7 protein-coding genes are annotated in these 16,723 nt (G+C 64.8%); all 7 read right to left on the reverse strand.

The window, feature by feature from the left end; translation table 11 throughout:
- Window positions 1–153: 153 nt before the first annotated feature.
- A protein-coding gene (locus ABZV06_RS30970; RefSeq protein ID WP_355625775.1) for an IS3 family transposase occupies window positions 154–1,322 on the reverse strand; the annotation gives its coding sequence in 2 pieces (ribosomal slippage) (window positions 154–1,035 and window positions 1,038–1,322; 1,167 coding nt in all).
- A gap of 38 nt (window positions 1,323–1,360) precedes the next feature.
- Window positions 1,361–1,573 (reverse strand): hypothetical protein, encoded by a 213-nt coding sequence (locus ABZV06_RS30975; protein ID WP_355625765.1) that lies wholly within the window; start codon window positions 1,571–1,573, stop codon window positions 1,361–1,363.
- Window positions 1,574–1,947: 374 nt separating this feature from the next.
- A complete protein-coding gene (locus ABZV06_RS30980; RefSeq protein WP_355625767.1) occupies window positions 1,948–2,904 on the reverse strand; it encodes a tyrosine-type recombinase/integrase in 957 nt (318 codons plus the stop codon).
- 594 nt (window positions 2,905–3,498) lie between these two features.
- The gene (locus ABZV06_RS30985; protein ID WP_355625769.1) at window positions 3,499–4,398 is read right to left on the reverse strand and encodes a hypothetical protein; all 900 of its coding nucleotides are present in this window, start codon (window positions 4,396–4,398) and stop codon (window positions 3,499–3,501) included.
- Window positions 4,399–4,455: 57 nt separating this feature from the next.
- On the reverse strand, window positions 4,456–10,794 hold the full coding sequence (locus ABZV06_RS30990; RefSeq protein WP_355625771.1) for an RHS repeat-associated core domain-containing protein: 6,339 nt from the start codon (window positions 10,792–10,794) through the stop codon (window positions 4,456–4,458).
- Window positions 10,795–10,817: 23 nt separating this feature from the next.
- On the reverse strand, window positions 10,818–16,259 hold the full coding sequence (locus ABZV06_RS30995; RefSeq protein ID WP_355625777.1) for a carboxypeptidase regulatory-like domain-containing protein: 5,442 nt from the start codon (window positions 16,257–16,259) through the stop codon (window positions 10,818–10,820).
- A 15-nt stretch (window positions 16,260–16,274) separates the two neighbouring features.
- The coding region (locus ABZV06_RS31000; RefSeq protein ID WP_355625773.1) for a hypothetical protein at window positions 16,275–16,723 on the reverse strand (449 nt) is incomplete at its 5' end.

A 16,723-nucleotide genomic window follows, 5' to 3' on the forward strand; every position in this document is an offset into this window, starting at 1 on the left:
AAAATCGGACCCTCAGCAAGTCCTATCTTCCCTGATCAGAAGGCACTTCTTCGTTTCTGCCCAGTCCGTGGACAGCCCTTAACGAAGGGCCGAGGTTAGCTACGGCCACTCTCAAGAAGGGGGGTCTGCTGCACCGATAGGTGACAGTTTTAGTCACGCGGCCTGACTGGCCGGTGGGGTCATGATGGTCTCGTACTCGATAGGGGTCAACCGGGACAGGGATCGTTGGCGTCGACGGCGGTGGTAGGTCCGTTCGATCCAGGTCACGATCGCGGTCCTCAACTGCTGCCGGGTCGTCCAGGTTCGGCGGTCGAGGACGTTGTTCTGCAGCAGGCCGAAGAACGACTCCATGGCGGCGTTGTCGCAGGCGGCGCCGACTCTGCCCATCGACCCGGTCATGTGGTGCTGGTGGAGGGCATGGACGAATTTCCGGCTTCGGAATTGCGACCCGCGGTCGGTGTGCAGCACGCAGCCGGCCACGTCACCACGGCGGGCTACGGCGTTGTGCAGGGCGTTGACGGCCAGCCTCGACTTCATCCGTGAGTCAATGGAGTAGCCGACGATCCGGTTGGACCACACGTCCTTGATCGCGCACAGGTAGAGCTTGCCCTCACCGGTTCGGTGTTCGGTGATGTCGGCCAGCCACAACCGATTCGGGCCGCTCGCGGTGAAGTCGCGGCGCACCAGATCGTCGTGCACCGGCGGACCGACCTTGCCGCCCTTGCCCCGACGCTTGCGCTTGCTGAACGCGCTGAACCAGCCCATGCCAGAGCAGATCCTCCAGGCGGTGCGCTCGACCATCTGCTGGCCGGCAGCGCGGGCCTCATCGGCCAGGAACCGGTAGCCAAACTCCGGGTCGTCGCGATGCGCGTCGAACAACGCGTCCGCCCGATACGCCTGCGCCAGTTCAGCGTCGGTGACACGGTGGGCACGCCACCGGTAGTAGGGCTGACGAGCGATGTTCAATACCCGGCACGTCACCGCCACGGGGATCCCGTCGGCGGCCAGCTCGCTCACGAGCGGGTAGAGCCTTTTCCCGGCAGATGCGCCTGCGACAGGTACGCCGCGGCCCGACGCAGGACCTCGTTTTCCTGTTCGAGGAGCTTGATCCGCTTGCGGGCCTCGCGCAGCTCGGCTGACTCGCTGCCGCCGACACCCGGCTTGACTCCCGCGTCAACGTCAGCCTGGCGCAGCCACTTGAACAGCGTCATTGGGTGGACTCCGAAGTCCTTCGCGATCTGCTCGACGGTCACGCCAGGGTCCCGCTCACGGGCCACCCGCACGACGTCATCGCGGAACTCACGGGGGTAGGGCTTGGGCACAGCAACATCCTTCCAGCCCGCCACCAGGGCAAGCCATCTCAGATGTCACCTATCGGTGCAGCAGACCCTTTTCCCGGCGGCGCGGCAAGGAACGTCACGGTCTGAGTGACCTGGTTAGCCAGATGACGGGCGAGGCCGCCGGTGGAGAGGTCCGGCAGGGCGCTGGGCGCGGACCATTGCTCGGCCAGCATCGGATTGCGCAACAGGGCCGTGGCGGCCTCGGCGGTGTCCAGGAACGCGGGTCGGATCATCGAGTGCACGTTATGCGCGCAAAGGAGCCGTTGCCATCCCCACACGAGCCAGCCAGGAGCGGCTCCCCGTTTCGAATCGGTGATCATCGGCAGATACGAACGCCGAGCCGCGCGTCGCTGGCAGGCCATCCATTACGCAACGTCACCAATCGGAACGTCCGCCGGTCTCCATGCGTCACGAATGCCGATCAGGCGATCAGCGGGAGGCCAGCTACCCCCCGACGCAGCTCTGTACGACAAGTCGTACCGGAATCTGCACCGGAGCAAGTGGGCCGCCGCGCCCAGCCCGACTCAACTTAGGTCCGCCAATCGAGGACAAGAGCAACGCGGTCGGCCAAGCCGGGACTCGGTCCGGCCGACCGTGTTGCCCGCGTCTACACCCCTTCCCCGATGCCCAGTTGCACCTGGATCTCCTGGGCGCGTTCCGCCGCCGCGCTGGCGCCGTAGTGCCGGGGCATGTCCTCAGAGGTCCAACCGAGCAGCAGCATCAGGTCGCCGGTGTTCCCGCCGGCACGCTTCCACTCGTGGGCGAAGTTGTGCCGCCAGCGGTGGGCGTGCACGTTCGCCACGCCCGCGGCGAGGCCCAACCGCTTCAGACGAATCTTGATGCCGTTGGCCGCCAACCTCCGCCCACCACGGTCGGCGAGCCACAGATCCGGCAGCTCCGAACCCTTGTGCTTGCCTCGCACCCGGAGGTAGCGGCTGATGGCCCGAGCCGTCTTCGGCCCGAACCGCACCCGGCGGTCCTTGGCACCCTTGCCGTGGTAGTGCACCGACTCCGTGTTGAGGTCGACGTCATCGAGCAGCAGGTTGCCGACCTCCGACAGACGCGCCCCGGTGTTGTAGTACAGACGGATGATCGTCTCGTCGCGCAGGTGCGGAAAGGTCTTGCCCTTGCAGGCGTCGAGGAGCTTCTTCGTGTCCTCGTCCCGGATGATCGGGATCAGCTTCTGCGGTGTCTTGGGCTGTCGGACCCGGTCCATTGGAGAGCGGTCGATGTCCTCCTCGACCAGCAACCACTTGAAGAACTGCTGCAGACCTTTGTGCTTGTTCAACGCGGTCGACGGCGACCGGGTCTCGATCATCCACGCCTGAAACGCCTCCGCATGCCCCCGGGTCACCTCGGTGGGGTCCTCCGCGGCGTCGACGGCATCAGGGTCCGGAGAGTGCTCGGCCAGGTATCGGGCCAGTTGTGCCGCGGCGAGGAGGTAGTTGTACCGCGTCGTCTCCGGGTAGTTGCCCGCCCGCAGTGTCCGGTCCCAGTCCCGGAGGTATCCCGCCCAGGTTGAGGACAGGTCGGCGGTGAGCTTGTTGAGGTCCAGTAGAGCCATGTCGGTCACCCGTCGAGTCAAGGGGTCGATAAGCGGCGTGCTCGACCTCGACGAACCACCGTGAACACGAAAAAGAGGGTTTCCACAGGCTCTGACCTGTGGAAACCCTCTCGCTGTCGGGACGGCCGGATTCGAACCGACGACCCCTTGTTACCAACAGTCACCGAATCAGGCTTGTCATTGCTTGCCGGAAGTGGTCGCCGAGCTGCAGAGACACTGCAAGGCACTTATCACTCCTTGTCACCCTTGGTCAGCGATTGGTTAGGGTTTTCGGGGAGTAAACAGGGGACCAACACGCAACCGCGCAAGGTCTGACCGCCGCGCTGTACCTGCCGCCGCGCGGCGCCCGCCTCACGGCATCCGTACTGACCGAACCTGTGGCAGCCCTTCCTCGGCCACTACAACCGTCACCGGAACCTCTGCGCTGGCGGCTTCTCGACGCTGTCCCGCAACAACGGGTGCACAGAGCACTCGCACGACGCATGCAGCAACATCGACACCGAACAAGAGCAGAGTTCAACTGTGAACTCCGTCAACGGCCCGATCCCGGCCAAGACCAGTTCATGTCCGACGGGAACACTCGACTGCAGGGACTCAGCCGGTGATGTCCCGTGGGTCACGCTCGGCCACAACGTTTGGCAGAGTGACCGGAACGGCTGGCTCACCGACAGCCGGGAACCGCCACTGCGTCACCTCCGGCCGACCCGCCGGCAGCACCGGCGCGAGGAGCTCGAAGAGGCGATTCGCCTGCTCCGGGCCGTACTCGTCCCAGGTCCTCGTCGCCAGTAGCCACCAGCCGCCAGCAGCGAGCGGCTCCACCTCGACGAACGCACCGGAAACGCGAAGGCGATCAGCACCGCCGACACGCTCGGCCATCTCATCGCTGAGCACGGTCAGCCAACCGTAATTGCGCAGCACCCTGCCAGGCTGCTTGCGGTAGTCAGCCGAAGAACGGCTAAGCGCCTCCTCCAGCGGCGTATCCGTCAGCGAACCTCGCACGGCGACGGCGACCGCAACCGGGGCGGCCAAATCCGCCACATCACGAAGGGTCGCGAGGAGCTCCCGCTCGCCGCCGGGATCATTAGCCACCGCGTCGTCAATAGTGCTAACGAGATCGATGTAGCCCTCGTCGCTGACCGCACTAACAAGGAAACTCGGTTGGTTCAACCGTCCCTGCTCGTCCCTGGTCCGCGCCTCGAAGGAAGCCGCGTCCGGGATCTCGCCGAGGCGGCTCAGCAGTTCGTCCCACGACCCCCGCGAGTAGGTCTCCGTCCACTCGCGGGGCTCCCGATACAGGTCATCGAACACGGCAGTGCTCACCCAGCTGTGTACCGTGCCCGGGGGCGACACAGGCGGGTCGAGGTCGGCCTTCGGCATCGCGCGCACGGCGGCGCCGAACGCGCCATGCAGTCGTGGCGGGCACAGCTCGAACCAGCGCCGCATCGCCCTGACCGCACGCTCGCGGTCCGGACTCACCGGCACCGTCACCATCACCGTGCAATCCTCACGCCGCCTACCAGCCATGCCCACTCCCGTCTCTCTCGCCGCCTGTCAGCCGGCGAGTGCAAAATTCTTCTGCGTCAGGACCACGGCCCCAGCCGCCCCAGCCGCTCCACCACCAGCGAGCGCCCAGCCTCCGAAGGCCGCGGCGAGACCAATACCGCCGGCGATGCCCCAGCTCGCCACCGGGTCATCCCGGACACCGGTGTCCTGCGCCTTCGTGATGTGGCGTTCGGTGTCCCGGTCCGAGTCGTCAACCGCGTCGAAAGCGTCTTCGGTGTTCTGCCGCAGTTGGTGACCTCGCGGAACCTTCTCTTTGTAGTCATTGGAGCGATAGTATTCGATGCCGGTCGCTTTCTCCTCGGTCGAACCGGGATCGGAGTAGACGGTCACCACTTGGCTAACCTTCTGATTATTAACACCGGAGCTTGAGGTGGGGAACGCCGGCCCTTCCACCACATCCTTGGGGCCAGCGGCGGTTCGGCCACGCAGGACGTGATTCCTAGCCCATATTTTTCCGTTCTCCATGCTCTTATTGGCCGTGCTCGCGCTCTGCCTTTCGGCCTTAATCTCCCAAACCCAGACCTCTTGCTTAACGCCCTTGCTTCGGAGTGCGGCGCAGTTCCAACAGACCAAGTCCGCTCCGGCGGAATTGCCAAGGTTTGTGGTGATCCAGGCTTTGCCTTCGAACTGCCGTTGCAGGTCGAGGACCCGCAGCGCGATAGCCGTGTCATGTGCCGAGGTGCGGCCCTTACCGATCGTGCTTTCCCCGAGTTCTTCGGCCAGACGTGCCGAGGCTTCGGGGTCGCCTCCAACTGGCGGGGGCGGGGTCGACGGAGTCGGTGCGGCGGGGACGCTGCAGTCGCGATTCGGGCAGTCTTCCGGGGGAATTCGGGTGCCGGAGGGGTCGGAAAAGGTTACCGGGCTGCTGTTCGAGTAGGTGTAGCCGTTCCACTGCTGCGGATCTTTCATGTCTTGAATCGAGTCAACCGAGATGAATCGACCGACGGTGGGGTCATACTCGCGCGAGCCGAGATGGGTGAGTCCGGTAGCGTCGGCGTCGCCACCGATGAATCCCTTGCCGTTCGGCCAAGTGATGGCGGCTCCTCGTGAGCTGCCGAACGGGGTCTGCCGGCGCACCTGGGCAACGTGGGTGGCCGGGTTGATCGCCACCTGGCTCGTGCCCTTCGCGTCAGCTGTCAGCCAGGTAAAACCGGCCGCCACGCGCGAAGCAATTAGATTCCCGGCGAACGAATAGTAGCGGGTGGCCGTACGGGCGGAGGTAGCCGCCGTGAAGCGGATCTCCATGTTCGGCAAGTAGAGTGTCTTGCCCTTCGTGTCCCGGCTGATTAGTCGGTTGCCCTGGGCGTCGTACAGGTATGTGGTGGTACCCGCGGTGTCGATGCTGCTGGTCAGTCGCCCCTCGCTGTCCCAGTCCATCGTCTGCGCGCCACCGCCGCTCGGCCGGGTCGTCATCTCACCGGTTTGGTTGTAGGCGTAGGCAGCCGTCGTCGCGGCCCCGGCGCCGATCGTAGTCGTCGTGGACTGAAGAGCATGCGGCTGCGCCGCCTTGGCGGCCGGGTACTTGTAGTCGGTCGTCCGGGTGGCCCCGGCGGTGCTCTGGTCAGTCTCCTTAGTCCGGTTGCCGACAGTGTCGTACTCCCAGGACAACCAATATTTCGCGGGGCCGCCGAGCGTGCTCGTACTCGGCGCGGTCTGGCAGTCGTTGCTACCCGGTGTCCAGGCCTGGCTCATCCGGCGCAGGTAGTCGTACGTCAGGCATTGGGTATCTGTGCCGCCTGCAGCCGCCACGTCCTTGACCTGCGTGACGTCACCTATCGCGTTGTAGGAGTACTGCATGTCAGAGACGGTGTACGGAGACACAAGCTCGCGGTCGGTGCGGATCCCCATCAGCCGGCCCGTCTCCAGCTCTCGGCTGAACGTCTGGCGAACGTGGCTGCCGGTTTTCGAGTAGAGGCCGGTGTAGAAGTCGTACTCGTCCACCTGCCCAAGCGCGTTGTAGTCGGTGTCCGCCACGTAGCTGAACTCGTTCGCGCCGTAGACGGTCGCCATGCGGTTGCCCAGGCCCAGCGTCTCGTCGTACTTGAAGCTGACCGTCTCGGCGGACAGGCCGCCCTTGTCCGGGTAGCTGGAGGAGAGCACCGTGCCGTCGATGCCGTACGTCGTGTCGAAATGGTAAGTGTCATTGAGCCCGGTCTCAGTGCTCGGGATGGTGATGTCCTGCCCGGTCGGCTGATAGCGGTCGCTGTAGCCGGTGATCTTGATTGTGTAGGCGGCTGTTCCGGAGTAGCGAACGCTCTGGGTGAGCTGCCCCTTTGCCACCGTGTCGTACGTCCACCGGGCCCGGGCCTGAGCCTGGATCTTGTCGTCGTACAGCCCGATCTTACGGCCGAGGACGTCGTACTGGTACGCGAGTACCTTGCCGCGCTGGTCGGTCGTTGTCAGCAGGCGATCGGCGTTGTCATAGGTCGACTTGGTTTCGCCCCGGTCCGGATCAATGCTGGAAATCTTGCGGCCGAGCAGGTCGTAGGTGTACTTCCACTGGTTGCCCAGGTTGTCGGTGATTAGGTCCTGCTGGCCCTTGTTGTCGTAGTGGAACGTCGTCTGCTCGTACGTGCCCGTGGGCGTGCCACCCCTGTACTGCCGGACACTGCGGTCGCGCCCTTGCGCGTCGGTGTAGGTCGAGTTGGCAGTGCCACCCAGGGGAGGTGTGACGTCGGTGTGGTCACCTCCGTACGCGACGGTCGTCCGCCATCTTTCCCTGTCGTAGGGCTGGAAGATGGTGGCGACGCCGCGGCCGGCACCGTCATAGACGACTCTTGTCTGGTTCGGGGGATAGGTCCTGTCGGTGGCAGTGACCAGCGTCGTTCCCGGAGCACCGCTGTTGTAATAGCGGTCGTAGTCCTTGACCTTCCGACCCGCGGTGTCGTAGAAGGTGTCGGTGAGCAGCCGGCCGCCCGACGGTGATGGCGCCTGTGTCTGCCGGGCACGCAGCAGGCCGTCGTACATCGCGAAGGTGGTGACATAGTCACCGTTGACGTTCAGCGACGCCGTCGACACAACGTTAACCGCGTCCGTCCGCATCAGGTACGAGTAGACGATTGAGGCGCTCTGCGTGCCCTTGTCCCGGCCGGGCTGCCAGACCTTGACGGTGCGGCCGAGACCGTCGTACTCGAAGTCGGTACGCTTGAGGTTCGGATCGAGCTGGCTGAGCGGCTGACCCCAGGCAGGGTCGACGGTCGCCACGGCGACGTGGCTGAGGGAGTTCGTCACGCTCGTCTGCGTGACGGGACCGTCGGTGACCGGCAGGTAGTCGGTGGTGGTCACCTTGTCGTACGGGTCGTACTGATGCCGTACTCGGCCGTGCTCGTCGTAGTCAGCCCGGGACATCTGCACATAGTTGGGTGCACCGTTGTTCCAGGCGGACATCCGCTCCGTCTTGGTAATCGCGCCGACGGTCGGCACGGCGCCGTAGGCCTGCCCGTCAAAGCTGACCCGCTCGTCGGTTATCACCTGATTCTCGGACAGCGACGACGGATTGGCCGCCTGGGCGCACGTCACCGCGAACGTCTGCTTCCGGTTGTATGCGTTCAGCAGCCAGCCGTCGGTGTTACGCGGCTCGAAACTGGTCTTCGTGCACGACTCGTCACCGGTTACTCCAAGATCACCGGCGTCATCCACGGCTACGACCATGCCACGGCTGTCGAAGACATTGCGGTAGCCGCTGACCCGTGTTCCCCGGCCGCCGTCGAGCGCAACCCGATTGTAGGTCGCCAGCACGCTGACGAAACGCGCCTCGACAGTGTCGTTATTGATGGTCCGGGCGGCGGTCACCCCCGACTGCCACGGCTCGACCACCGTGCGGGAGACCTCGGCTCCGCTCGGCCCGTTGTTAACGATGGTCTCCCGGACGGTGCCCGAGAACGCGTCCTCGTCGTTGACCGTTGGCACCCCGGCTCCGGTGATGGTGACGGTTCGGCTACCGGAGGGCAGCCTGTCACCGTGCATGCCTTGGAAGTACCGGGTCGTGGTCGAACTTTGCTCGCCGGGGTCGCCGTCGACTACCGTGACGCTGCGGTAGCCACGCCAGTCGGACCAGGTCTTGTCTTTCGGATCGATCAGGCCGTCGTCGTCGTCGAAATGCCAGGCCGGTTCCTCGTAGGTGTAGTTGTGCACGACCCGTGGACTGCCGTTGGGCGGCACACCGCCGGTCTGGTCGATTTCGTAGACGGTCTTCACTACGTACTTATGGAAGTAGTCGGTGACCGGGTCCTTGAGCCCTTCCGGAGTCCAACGCACCGGATAGCACCGAAGCGTGTTCGCCGACGGCTCGGTCGGCACCTTGGTGCCGGCGACGCACTCAGGGTCGGAGTAGGTGACGTTGATCGTGCCCCCGGCCTCGGTGCGGATCTTGGTTAGGCGCATCCAGTTCATCGCCGGTGAATGGTCGATAGTGTCGACCCGGTTGCTCAACTGCACCCAGCTGAGCTCGACATCCGGCATCGTGGTGGTGCCGTTGGCCAGGCCGACGTGCGAGATCCGGTCGAGCCACATGCCGGCCCGCGTCCCGTCTCCCGGATCCGGAAAGGAGTGACTGAGCGTCCAGCGTTCTACGTTGCGGTAACCGCTGCCGTCACGGACCTGGGTCGCAACCGTGGAGAGCCGCTTCGCCGACCAGAACGTCGGCTGGTAGTGCGTGCAGGGTGACTTGGTGCACTCCTGGTCCCAAGGGGTATCCGGCCAGTGCGCGGCGTCGTGCGTCGAGCAGGAGGACAAGCACCGGTCGTCGACGCCGATCGTGACCTGCAGTGGGGAATCAGCGGTGAAGATGTTGTCCTTACCGCTGATCTGTCGGGTGCCGTAGTTGATCCGCGTCAGGTGACCTCCGCGGATGTAGTCGGTAGCGTCCGCGTCGGTGAAGTTGCGGGCGTACTTGTTGGTCTCGGTCGCGTACCAGAAGGAACTGGTGTTACCCCGCAGATCCACGATGTAGTCGAGGTTCCACCTCCAGCCCTGCTGACACCACGAGTCCTTGAACTCGGCGGCGTGGCATTTGTCGTTCGCGTGGTTTCCAAAGACCGGGACCGTCCAGGCGGATTGGGTGCGCTGTGATCCGGCCCCCGGCAGCTTATTGAGGCCGAACCACCACTGGAGGCCCTCCGGCGTAGTGACCAGCCAGTGCTCGCCGTCATTGTCACCGTTGTCCGCGCCGACACGCCGCTCAACCTTGGTGCCATCGTCGTTGCGCAGGTGCCAGTACTTGTCGGTGACGTTGTAGATCAGCTCGCCGGAATGACCAGCCAGCGACAACGTCGCGTTGTCGGTAGCCCAGCAGAGGTCGTTGGTCTCTTTGCTGTTGTTGTGATCACCGTCCATGTCGTCGGCGCAGCTGCGGTAACGCCGCTCGATGAAGCCGGGCCAGGCCTCGAAACCTTCGCCGGCCCAGGACGGCTGGTTGTTGCTGGCCGCGTGCCGGCCGTCCACCGATTGGGATGAGTAGGAGAGCCCAATCGATGGCGCCGGGCCGCCGAGCGAGGGCGGCACGTGCATTCCATAGTCCCACGAGAAGTTGCCCGAGTTGCCACCGGCCGACCAGGTCGAAGCGGCCGACAAGGATGTGGCCGCGAAACTGCCCGCCGCGCCGGACGCGCCCGCCTCCAGCGCGACCAGCGTGGTGGCGACGCCCGCCGTTACGGTGGCGCTGACCGTTCCCGCCTCGGCATCGTTCTTGCTGGGCAGTGGAGTGCCGGTGCACCCGGCCCCGCCGGGAGTGATCAGTGCACAGGCCGGAAGGGCGACCAGGCGCAGGCGGTTGGCCCAGTCGCCGCCGTAGGCCGTGCGGAATGACAGGTAGCCGACGCTCACGTCGACCCTGCCCGGGGTGGTCGTGCCGTCGTTGCGGCGTATATCGAACAGAATGCCCCGCACGCCGGCCTTGTCGGTTGCGGCCCGGTCGTAGACGGACACCCTGACCTTCTTCGGACCGGCGGCCACCTTCGCGCCCGAGATCGGACGGACGGTCACCGGGAGGGTGCCCGCCTTCGCGGTGAGCAGGGCGGTGCCAGTCAGATCAAATTCCGCGGCACCGGCCGCAGGCCAACTGGGCGCCGGTTGGGCGGAGGCGGGTTTGCCCGCCCGCGGACCAGTGGCCGGAGTGGACTTCACCTCCTTGACCGGCACGCTAGCGACCGGCTTGGCTAGCGGCTTCGACGCGGCCGGCGAAGTGGCCGGTGGCCTCGACGTGGCCGCAAGGACCGGCTGCGACATCGATAACAGAAGCGCCGTGGCGAGTACCGCCGCGACCACAGCTCGCAACCGGTCAGGCCGCCGTTCGGAGTACAGGTATTCAAGGACCTCGTGGTGATTCACCAGAATCAGCCTCAGTTTCCGGTTCAGGCGGTCGGGGCGGCGAAGCGCAGGCCGAGGCCAGGTCGCAGTACGGGGGCTCGGTACGCGTACTGGACAGCGGCGGTGCCATCTTCGTTCTCGATGCCGATGGTGGCGCCACCCCCCAGCTCGAGGAACGTGCCGTCGATGTCCTCGTAGGCGAACCGGTAACCGCCAGCCTCGTCGATGATCAGCTGGAAGGACACCCGAGTGTTTGGGTCCTCGTAGGACGCCACGTTGCGCCACTCGACGACGAACTGACGGTTCGGGGCAGTGCCCCGGGTCGCGGTTCGCACGCTGGCCGAGGAGTCGACCACCCAGTCGTGCCAGAACGGATAGACGGCGTTGTTTGGCTCTCCTGGATTGCGCGGTGATGGGATCGGCCAAGCGTCAGACGACGGCGTCTCCGGATCCGTGTAAGCAACCAAACCGTTGGTGTCCACCCACATCGATGTGTACGGCTTGCCATAGTGGATGACCGGAAAAGGCATGGTGACCTTGGTGATCGCTTCGTCGCCAGTCAACGGCAGAACTGTGGTGTTGGCGGGAGTCCATCCGACGGTTTCTTCAGCGACGGTGTAGCCGCTGTATGCAGGTGTGCCAGCAAGCCCAAAGTCGGTTATCTGCTCGGTGTTGGTGCCGACAGTGGCCCGGCCGACTGAAGAGCCGGCGCAAGTGCCGGTCTGTGTCGCGATGACTGCGTAATCTCCGGCCGGCACGTTATTTAGGCGATATGCGCCGTCGGCTGCAGTGATGCCGGTGATGCCACCTGCGCTCACCGTGGCCCCGCTCAGTGGGCTGCCCTGGCAGGTCACCGTGCCCTTGATGGCACCGACACCGGGCTGACTGGGCACAAACGTCACGCCCTGTCCAGCAGCGAGCAGCACCTCCTTAAACAGATACTGGAAGCCGAGGGTGCCGCTCCCGTTTTCAATGCCGACGGTAGCGCTGTTACCCCGTGCGATCGCGTTCGTGGATGGGATTGACCCGTATGCGAAGGAGATCTTCCCATCCTCCGAGAAGATTGCCTCGAACGTGAGACGGGTGTTCTTGTCGGCATACAGGTAGACGTTGCGGAACTCCACTACCCACTTGCGGTTAGGTGCGGTGCCGGTCGTCGCCGTGGCGATGCTGGCTGCGGCATCCAAGCCCAGGTCGTCCCAGAACGGGTAAACCGCCGCGTCCGGCAACCCGTCGGCGCCGGGCGTGGGCAATTCGTTGTTCGCCGGACCGATCCAGCCGAAGTACGTCGGGTCCTTGAACGCGATCACACCATTGGAGTTGATCCAGGCCGAGGTGTAGGTCGCGCCGTACAACTTGATCGGAAATGGCGGGTTCTTTTGCCAGGTGGTTTCGTCGCCGGTCCAGCCCTCGGTGACCGTGCCGGGGATAAATGTGGTTGCGCCGGAGGTGCATTTGTAGCCGAACTCGTCTCCGTCGGTCATAACCGATAGGTCCACGTCTGTCAGGCCGCCGGGAACATCGACGATGTTTCGGGCGTACCGTCCGGCGCACTGGCTGGTGCCGGTCGTCACCTGCACGGTGTACTCACCAACTGGGACACCACTAAACGAGTAGTTGCCATTGGCGTCGGTGACGGTCGTCCGGCCACTCGGCGCGAGGCTGACGGTCAAGCCCGCAGCGGGCCCGCCGGTCACCGCCACGGTCGCAGTGCCGCTAATGATGCCCGGCGCGTTCGGGGTGAAGGTGATCGTGCCGGCGGAGTCGATCGCGGCCTCGTGGAAGGAGAAGAGGGTTGCGACGGTGCCAGAGAGGTTTTCGATGCCGACGGTCGCAGCGGCGCCTTGCTGAAGGGCGCTGCTCAGCGTGCCGTAGTTGAAAGCGATCGTACCGGTGGTTTCGCTGAATACCGCCTCGAACGTGATCCGGTCTGGGCCGCTTGGGCGGAACTTGGCGTTGCGCCACTCGATGACAAACTTTCGGTTGGGCGCGGTGCCGATCGTGTCAGTGCGCACACTCGCGGAAGAGTCAATCTCGAGGTCGTCCCAGAATGGGGCGACCACGGCGTTCGGTGCGGCCAGCGTGGGCATCGTCGGGTTCGCCCAGGTGTCGATACCGAGGGCACTATCGAAGGTAAGGAATCCGTTGGTGCTGACAGTGGCCGAGCTGTAGGTCTGGCCGTGGAACGGGAAGCCGAATGGGATGGTGACCTTGGTCGTGACGTCGTCGCCAGTCAGTGCCGCCACCACGTTATTCGCTGCAATGAAGGTGCCGGTTACCTGGGCGCAGGCATACCCCATGCCGCCGTAGTTGAGCGTCCGCTGCAGGTCCCTGACGGTGTTCGCGCTCAGGTCGACGATCGCTTGGGCGACCTGCGGGCAATTCTGGTTCTGGGCCGAGTAGACGGTGTAGGTGTCCGCGGTCAGCCCGTCGAACCGATACGCGCCGTCGGTCCCACTGGTAACCGTCAAACCGAGTGGATCGAGCGTCACCTTGGCACCGGAGATTGCGGTACCGCTCATGCTCAGGACTTTGCCGGACAGCGAGTAGGTGGACGGGATGTCCATCTCGATCGGCGTCACGAACGTTACCGTCCTGCCGGTGGCCAGCACGGCCTCGCTCGCCGAGTAGGTCAGGCCGTCCGTGCCGTTTGGTGCTTCGATCCCGACCACAGCCTTCGCGCCGCGCTCGTTGTCGTTGTCTAGCCCGCTGTAGTTGAACGTCACCTTGCCGTCAGGGGTAAGCACTGCCTCGAAGGACAGTCGCTCGGTTGTGGTGCCCTTGCGCAGCACATTGCGCCATTCGACGACAAAGGAGGACGCGGTACCGGTGGAGTTGACGCTTGATGCGGAGTCGACCACCAGGTCATCCCAGAACGGCGCGACCAGGCCGTCCGGCATCGCGGTGCCGGGAAGCGACTTGCCGTCGCCCGGCCGTGATCCGCCCGGGTCAGTGAAAGAGATCAGACCATTGGTGTCTAGCCAAGCCGAGCGGTAGCTATGGCCGTAGAAGGGGAACGTGAAGGGCAGGTTGACCGAGGTGACCGCGTCGTCGCCTCCGAGCGAGACCGCATTAGTGCCCGCAATGAACGTCCCGGTGGTCTCGTCACAGGTGTAACCGAGGTCGTCAGTCGGGTCGGTGACAACCAAGTCTTGCCAGGTGTCGCCGTTCAGGGTGAACGTGATGGTGAAGCGCTTGCCGCATCGGCCACCGACCGTCGCCGTGACGGTCACTTGCCCGTTGGGCACGTCGGTGAACGTGTAGCTGCCGTCGGCGGCGGTCGTAGTTGTGCGCTGTCCCGGTGTGATCGTCACGGTGGCGTCCGCCACCGGCAGGAAATCGATGTCGTCGAGCACCATGCCGCTGAGCGTGCCGCCGCCGGTCACCTCGATTTGGGCCGTACCGATCTGACTGAGCACGCCGTTGGCACCGACCGACCTGGCGTACACCGTGGCGGTGCCGGCCGCAGTCGGGGTGATCGAGCCGTCAGCGGTCGCGCCGGCGGCGGCTGGGATGGCCGTCTTGTCAAGAATCGCCGAGGGCGAGCTGTACTTGTACGAGGTGACGTTGGTGTCACCGCCGGCACTCATCCGCACCGTCGATGCCGTGCCAATCGCGGGTGCGGCCGCGTCCGGGAGTGTCACTGCCGGCGGCAGAGGCGCAGTGAGCAATGCGAGGTCTGCCGTCGGCACAGCGAACGGGTAGACGGCGACATCGTCAAGCTGGCCGGTGAAATAGCCGTCGGCGACGCCGTTGAGCTTGCGTCGGCCGATCGTCACGTCGTTGGTGGCGTTGAACCCGCCGGTCAGCGTGGCGGTGGTGGTCTGCGCGACGCCGTTGACGAACAGGGTCAATTTTTTCGTGGACGCGTCGAAGATGCCGGCGATGTGGGTCCACTTGCCGGCCGTCGGCGCCGCGTTCGAGAGTGCCTGAAACTGGGTCGCATTCGCGGCATCTGAGCCTGCCATCGCGAAGCGCCACTTGTTGTCCGTTGGGGAGTAGCCAAGCGTGTATGCCGAGGCCTGCGATCCGTTAGCCGAGATTACCGACTGCTGGACGCTACCGCCGGTGGCTGCGAGCTTCACCCAGGCGGCGACGGTAAAGGTGGAGTTGGTGGCGACGTTGGTGGTCACCTCGGTGTCCGGGTGCGGGAAATGCACGGCACCGGTCTGGGACGCGTAATCCGTGGTGCCGTTGAGCGACAGCGCTTGACCGACGCCGGAGCGCCCGGCAACGCGGGTAGCGCTTCCGGCCAGGGCCTGCGAATTGCCGTGGCTTGTACCGTCCAGGGCATCACCGCTCGCCTCATCGAAGTCCCACGACGCCGCGGGCCCTGTGCCACTCCTGACCTTGAACTTGTAGACGGCCGGGGTAGCCGAGAAGCGGCCGGACTTCTCTTTGCTCCACACCTGAAGCGTGTTGACGCCGTCCTTGGTCGGGATCAGGTTGGGGATCTCGCCGGAGAAGTCGGGCTTCGCAGCCACTGTCGGCGCCGAGCTCGCCTGCACGCCCGAATCGAGGGTATACGCGTACGCCACGATGTCGGATGGTCGGCTGGAGGGTGCGCCGATGGTGAAACTGCCGCCCAGGCCGACACCGCCGGCACCGGGTACCGACGGTCCGTCGGCCGGGTAGCTGGTCGATACGACCGAGGTTGGCGGGGCAGGCGGATTGAGGTCGGCGATGAACTCGCAGTTGCCGGACCAGTCACTGTAGTCGGTACCGTCGTAAGTGCGCGATTTCCAGTAGTAGACAGTGTTGTCGGTAAGCTTGCCAGACGGAATCGGCCTGGAGACCGCAGACGGGTTGCCGGAGGCCTGCGAGACCTTGTTGGTCTCATTGGCGCTGCCACCTGCCGCCCACCAGTAGAAATAGGTGGTCAGATTCTGCTGGCTGGTGTCCGGGTCGGTCTGTTTGGCGGCGAGGATCGGAGAGCCAGTCAGCACGTAAGGCCGGGATGCTCCCGTGGCGCACGCCTTACCGTCGGACTTGCGCTCACCAGGAGCGCCGGGCTTCGTGTTGTACGTGATGGCCAGCTTTGGTGATGAGTGGTTAAACCTTTTCCACTGATTCTTGGTGCCCTCATCGATCGCCTTGAGGCCGACGGTCATGGTCGTCGACGCATTAGAGTGCGCCACCATCGAGGTCACCGGGAATTCGTCAGTGCCCGGGCCCGAGCAGCCGCGCACTGCGCCAACCTTGCGGTTGGCCGCAGTGGTGGCGGTGTACGAGCTGTACCAGGTCGGCTGATTGTTCCAGGTTGTCTTGTCGCTGATCGCGCCAGTGAGCCAGAGTTTCGCGTTCGACTTGGGGCTGCATGTCCAGGCGTGCCGCTGCTCGATGCGGAACTTCGCGTCAAGGATGTGCTTGTTCTTGACCTGCGAGATGTCCATCCGGAAGAGAGAGCGGATGATGTGGTCGCTGCATCCGGAGCAGTCTTCGGTGCGGCCTACGCCGGCAGAGCCGAAGTTCTTGCCGTCAGTCAGCGCGCTGGAGTTCTTTCAGAACGAGCTGGACTTGTGCTTGCTCCATACCGAGGTCCAGCTGCTGCCGGAAACGCTGCCGCTCCAGGCCGGGTCGATGTGGATCGGTAGCTCGGCATCGGGGTCGGTAAGCAAGCCTTGGTCCGGCACGATGGTTAGGTCCGACCTACCGAGTGACACCTTCATTGGAGCACGTCGTACACGCTCCTTGATGGCCTTTCGCTCGGGTGCGTCCTTCTTGCGCGCCGTGTCAGTGCCGACCTTGGTCTGCGGTGCCTCAGGGGCCGACTTGGCGGCTTCTCCGTCGATCGACGAGTCCCACATGAACGGCGTCGGCGATGTGAAGACCGCCTTGCCCATGCCGTCGCGTGCACTGAGAGCGCGTTTGGTTTGTGGGTTGGGCGGGTGTGTCGCACAGCCGGTCCGATCGATGAGGGTGATTCGGTCGGTAGACGGGTATGGATCGA

The organism is Micromonospora sp. NPDC005172 (genome assembly GCF_040608555.1).
Taxonomy (GTDB): Bacteria; Actinomycetota; Actinomycetes; order Mycobacteriales; family Micromonosporaceae; genus Micromonospora.

Bases quoted from the DNA above. Each gene is read 5' to 3' on its own strand.
- ABZV06_RS30975 (WP_355625765.1), bottom strand. From the start codon at position 1,573: ATGATCCGACCCGCGTTCCTGGACACCGCCGAGGCCGCCACGGCCCTG.
- ABZV06_RS30980 (WP_355625767.1), bottom strand. From the start codon at position 2,904: ATGGCTCTACTGGACCTCAACAAGCTCACCGCCGACCTGTCCTCAACC.